This window comes from Microbacterium sp. (assembly GCF_051953575.1).
GTDB lineage: Bacteria > Actinomycetota > Actinomycetes > Actinomycetales > Microbacteriaceae > Microbacterium.
This window is the reverse complement of record NZ_JBQCIP010000116.1, coordinates 1-4,332: the sequence shown is the minus strand read 5'-3', so window position 1 is coordinate 4,332 and position 4,332 is coordinate 1. Positions and strand designations below refer to the sequence as shown.

Below are 4,332 nucleotides of genomic sequence, written 5' to 3'. Positions count from 1 at the left end.
GACATCGCGCCCCACCTCACGACAGACGACGACACCCCTCAGGGGGAGAGGACGCAGAATGGACAAGCCGGCGGTGGCGGTGCTCTTTGGCGGTCGATCCAGCGAGCACTCGATCAGTTCCGCAACGGCGGGCGGGGTGCTCCGGGCGATCGACCGTGACCGCTACCGCGTGATCCCGATCGGGATCACGCGCGACGGCGTGTTCGTCCTCGAGGACGACGACCCCGACAAGTTCGCCCTCGACGCCGACCGTCTGCCGGAGGTGGCCGACAACGGCACCCGCGTGGTGTGGCCCGAGGGCGGAGCGGACCGCACGCTGCGCGCGCGCCGCGCCGACGGCACGATCGAGGATCTCGGGCGGCTCGACGTCGTACTGCCGATCCTGCACGGCCTGCACGGCGAGGACGGCACCGTCCAGGGCTTCTTCGACACGCTCGGGATCCCGTACGCGGGCGGCGGCGTGCTCGACTCCGCGCTGTGCATGGACAAGCACTTCATGAAGATCGTGCTGGCCGCCGCCGGCGTGCCCGTGTCGCCGTGGGTGACGGTCACCCGTGCCCGGTGGGAGAGCGACCCCGACGGCGTGCGAGCGGATGCCGCAGCCCTGGGAGAGCCGTCGTTCGTGAAGCCCGCGCGCGCCGGGTCGAGCGTCGGCGTCTCGAAGGTCCACGAGGCCTCCGAGCTTGATGCCGCGCTCGCACTCGCGTTCGCCGAGGACGACAAGGTGCTCATCGAGTCCGCGATCGTCGGACGCGAGGTCGAGGTCGCGGTGCTCGAGGGTCGCGGCGGTGCCGGCGCCCGGGCGTCGCTGCCCGGCGAGATCGTGCTCACGACGCGCGAGTTCTACGACTTCGAGGGCAAGTACCTCGGCGGCGACGGGGCCGACGTCGTGTGCCCCGCCGATCTCACGGACGCCGAGATCGCCGCGATCCAGGAGCTGGGGGTCCGTGCGTTCGACGCCGTCGACGGGCGGGGTCTCGCGCGCGTGGACTTCTTCCTCACCGCGGGCGGCCTCTACGTCAACGAGCTCAACACGATGCCCGGCTTCACGCCGATCTCGATGTTCCCGAAGTGCTGGATCGCGTCGGGCATGACCTACCCCGAGCTGATCACCGAGCTCATCGACACGGCGCTGGAGCGCGCGGCCGCCTGAGCGCGGGACGTGGGGGCGGGCGTCAGCCGGCCGTCGCGTCCTGCTCGAGCGATTCGACGTTCGTGCACGCCGCGACGCTCGTCGTGGCGTTCTGCACCACCCGTTCGCCGAGCTGCGTGAGCACCTCGTTGGACGACACCGCCTCGTTGTCGATGAACACCTCGACGGCGGGCTCGCGCCCGTACGTCGTGACGAGGTACTTCGGGGCCTGCGTCTCGTCGACGATCCAGTCGACGCCGCCGAGGCTGATGCACTTCGCCTCGGTGGGACCGGGCGGCGTGACGCCGCAGCGCAGCAGTATCGCCGAGCCGTCGTTGCCCCACGCGCCGGTCGCCTGGGCGTCCGTCCAGATGCGGGACTGTCCGTCGACGGAGCCGGGAAGCCGGACGCTCACCTCGGCGCAGGCGGGATCGTTCGAACCCTTCGCCGGTGTCATGTCGACCGTGGTCGCGCAGCCGGCGAGGCCGATCGTGGCGACCACCGAGAGTCCGGCAGCGAGCAGGGTCGGGATCACACGCACCCTTCCAGGCTAACCCCGGGCGTGACGGCATCCGGACCCGGCCGACGGTAGCGTGGACGGATGGTCGACGAGCACGCGGATCCGACGGTGGGCGAGCTGCGCGAGGGCGTGATCCTGCGGAGCATCCTGGAGCGGCTGGGGGAGTCGAACGCCCTGGTCGGGCCGGGTGACGATGCCGCGCTGATCGCCGCCGCCGACGGCCGCGTCGTCGCGACGGTCGACACGCTGGTGCATGGGCCCGATTTCCGGCTCGCATGGTCGAGCGGCTACGACCTCGGATACAAGTCCGCGGCGGTGAACCTCGTCGACGTGGCGGCGATGGGGGCGACGCCGACGGCGCTCCTGGTGGCTCTCGCGATGCCCGACGCCACGCGGCTGTCGTTCGTGACCGGTCTCGCCGACGGCTTGCGCGCGGCGTGCCGGGAGCTCGCCCCCGGCTGCCGCGTCGAGGGCGGCGACCTGACGGTGTCCGACACGTTGACGATCGCGGTGACGGCGCTCGGCGCCCTCGCCGGCCGCGCGCCGGTGCTGCGTTCCGGTGCCCGCGCCGGCGACGTCGTGGCGGTCGCGGGCGACCTGGGCCGGGCGGCGCGCGGACTCCGCGTGCTGTTCGAGAGGTTCACGGATGCCGCCCACGCGCCGGTCCCCGTCGACGAGAGCGTGCTGACCCCCGCGGAGCGCGACGACCTCGCGGCTCAGTTGCGGCCCGCTCCGCCCGTGGCGCTCGGTCCGATCGCGGCCGACGCCGGGGCGACGGCCATGATGGACGTATCGGACGGCCTCCTGCTGGACGCGTCGCGTCTGGCGGAGGCATCCGGGGTCACCGTCGCGATCGACTCGGCGACCCTCGGGGACGACGTCCACTCCGCGCTCACCGGCGGCGAGGATCACGCGCTCCTCGCGACGTTCGCGCCGGATCGGCCGCTGCCTGCGGGTTTCCGTCGCATCGGCGGGGTCCTGCCGCGGGCTGCCGATCCCGTCGTGGTCGACGGCGCACGGTACGAGGGTCGCACCGGGTGGGATCCCTATCGCGACTGGGACGCCCGCACCGGCTGAGGCTCAGTGCGCGGTCGTCGCCCACCAGAGCGTCGTGTCGCCGTAGCGCTTCGACCTCGTCGCGACGAGCCCATCCGGCAGCGCGGGCTCGGGTGACCGTGACGAGCGTTCGACGATGACGTCGGCGCCGGCGGCCACGAGCGGCACGAGCAGGGCGAGCGTCGCGGCGAGCTCGGTCTCGCCCACGTCGTAGGGCGGGTCGAGGAACACGAGGTCGTACGGTCCGCGTGCCGCGCGCAGATAGGCGTCGACCGAGGCCCGGTGCACGCGGATGCCGGTGCCGTCGCCGAGCGCCTTCGCCACCCGCCCGGCGTTGCGCTGGGCGATGGTCGCTGCGCGCGGCGCCTTCTCGACGAGGTCGACGGATGCCGCACCGCGGCTGGCCGCCTCGAGACCGAGCGCGCCCGACCCGGCGTACAGGTCGAGCACCGCTGCGCCGTCGAGCACCCCGGCCGACTCGAGCGCTCCGAACAGGGACTCGCGCACCCGGTCGCTGGTCGGGCGCGTCCCGGCGTCGGGGACGTCGAGGGCGAGGGAGCCGGCGCGGCCCGCGATGATGCGCGTCACCCCCTCACGATAGCCCGCGAGCGGGTGCGCACGCGTCGGCCGCGTCGCCGTCTGTCGGGGTCGCGCGATAGCCTCGGTGGATGACGTCCTTCACGCTGGATTCGCGTCTGGGCGGCGCGATCGGCGGCAAGACGGCGGGGGCACTGGAACGCGCCTTCGGCATGACGACCGTCGGCGACCTGCTCGTGCACTACCCGCGGCGCTACGCGCGGCGCGGCGAGCTCACCCCGATCTCGACGCTGCCGATCGGCGAGCCCGTCACGATCGTGGCCGAGGTGCGCCGCGTCAACGAGCGCCGCATGAAGAACCGCAACGGCTCGCTGCTCGAGGTCGTCATCAGCGACGGCAACGGCGAGATGTCGCTGACGTTCTTCAACCAGGCGTGGCGCGTGCGCGACCTTCGGCCGGGGCGTCAGGGGATCTTCGCCGGCAAGGTCGGCGTGTACCGCGGAGCGCAGCAGCTCACGCATCCCGACTACGAGCTGTTCGAGGATGAGGACGCCGCCCGGCTGAAGGCGGCCGAGAACGCGCATCTGCCGATCCCGATCTACCCGGCCACGAGCACGGTGGCCAGCTGGCAGCTCCAGAAGACCGTCGAACTCGTGCTCGACGGTCTCGGTGAGATCCCCGAGCCGTTGCCGCTGGAGGTGCGGGCGCGGCACGACCTGCTGGACGCACGGACCGCGCTGGAGCGCATCCATCGTCCTCAGCAGTTCGACGAGATCGATCAGGCGCGCGCCACTCTCCGCATGCAGGAGGCGTTCGTGCTGCAGGTGGCGCTGCTGCAGCAGCGGGCGTCGGTGCGGGCCATGTCGGCCACCCGGCGCACGCCGGGCTCGCTCCTGGAGCGGTTCGACGAGGCGCTGCCCTTCCCGCTGACACCCGACCAGGTGAGCGTGGGCGATCAGATCGTGCGCGATCTGCAGGGCGACTGGCCGATGAACCGGCTCGTGCAGGGCGAGGTGGGCTCGGGCAAGACGCTCGTCGCCCTGCGCGCCATGCTGCAGGTGGCACAGTCCGGCGGCCAGTCCGCATT

The 4,332-nt window shown here is 72.5% G+C and carries 5 protein-coding genes and 1 pseudogene; 4 read left to right on the top strand and 2 right to left on the bottom strand.

The window, feature by feature from the left end:
• Positions 1-159: pseudogene (locus tag ACTHNQ_RS07475) on the top strand (NAD(P)H-dependent glycerol-3-phosphate dehydrogenase); the annotation flags it as partial.
• A complete protein-coding gene (locus ACTHNQ_RS07470; RefSeq protein ID WP_440332449.1) occupies positions 113-1,153 on the top strand; it encodes a D-alanine--D-alanine ligase family protein in 1,041 nt (346 codons plus the stop codon). The pseudogene ACTHNQ_RS07475 and the gene ACTHNQ_RS07470, both read left to right, overlap by 47 nt.
• Before the next feature lie 22 nt (positions 1,154-1,175).
• Here ACTHNQ_RS07470 and ACTHNQ_RS07465 read toward each other — a convergent pair whose 3' ends face one another.
• A complete protein-coding gene (locus tag ACTHNQ_RS07465; protein WP_440332447.1) occupies positions 1,176-1,673 on the bottom strand; it encodes a DUF3515 family protein in 498 nt (165 codons plus the stop codon).
• A 60-nt stretch (positions 1,674-1,733) separates the two neighbouring features.
• On the opposite strand from ACTHNQ_RS07465, the gene thiL reads away from it, so the two are divergent.
• A complete protein-coding gene (thiL, locus tag ACTHNQ_RS07460; RefSeq protein ID WP_440332445.1) occupies positions 1,734-2,729 on the top strand; it encodes a thiamine-phosphate kinase in 996 nt (331 codons plus the stop codon).
• A 3-nt stretch (positions 2,730-2,732) separates the two neighbouring features.
• On the opposite strand, the gene ACTHNQ_RS07455 is transcribed toward thiL, so the two are convergent.
• Complete coding sequence (locus tag ACTHNQ_RS07455) at positions 2,733-3,296, bottom strand: RsmD family RNA methyltransferase (protein ID WP_440332444.1); 564 nt, start codon at positions 3,294-3,296, stop codon at positions 2,733-2,735.
• A gap of 80 nt (positions 3,297-3,376) precedes the next feature.
• On the opposite strand from ACTHNQ_RS07455, the gene ACTHNQ_RS07450 reads away from it, so the two are divergent.
• The coding region (locus tag ACTHNQ_RS07450) for an OB-fold nucleic acid binding domain-containing protein (RefSeq protein ID WP_440332442.1) at positions 3,377-4,332 on the top strand (956 nt) is incomplete at its 3' end.

Coding starts and splice junctions, on each gene's coding strand:
- thiL (WP_440332445.1), top strand. CDS start 1,734: ATGGTCGACGAGCACGCGGATCCGACGGTGGGCGAGCTGCGCGAGGGC.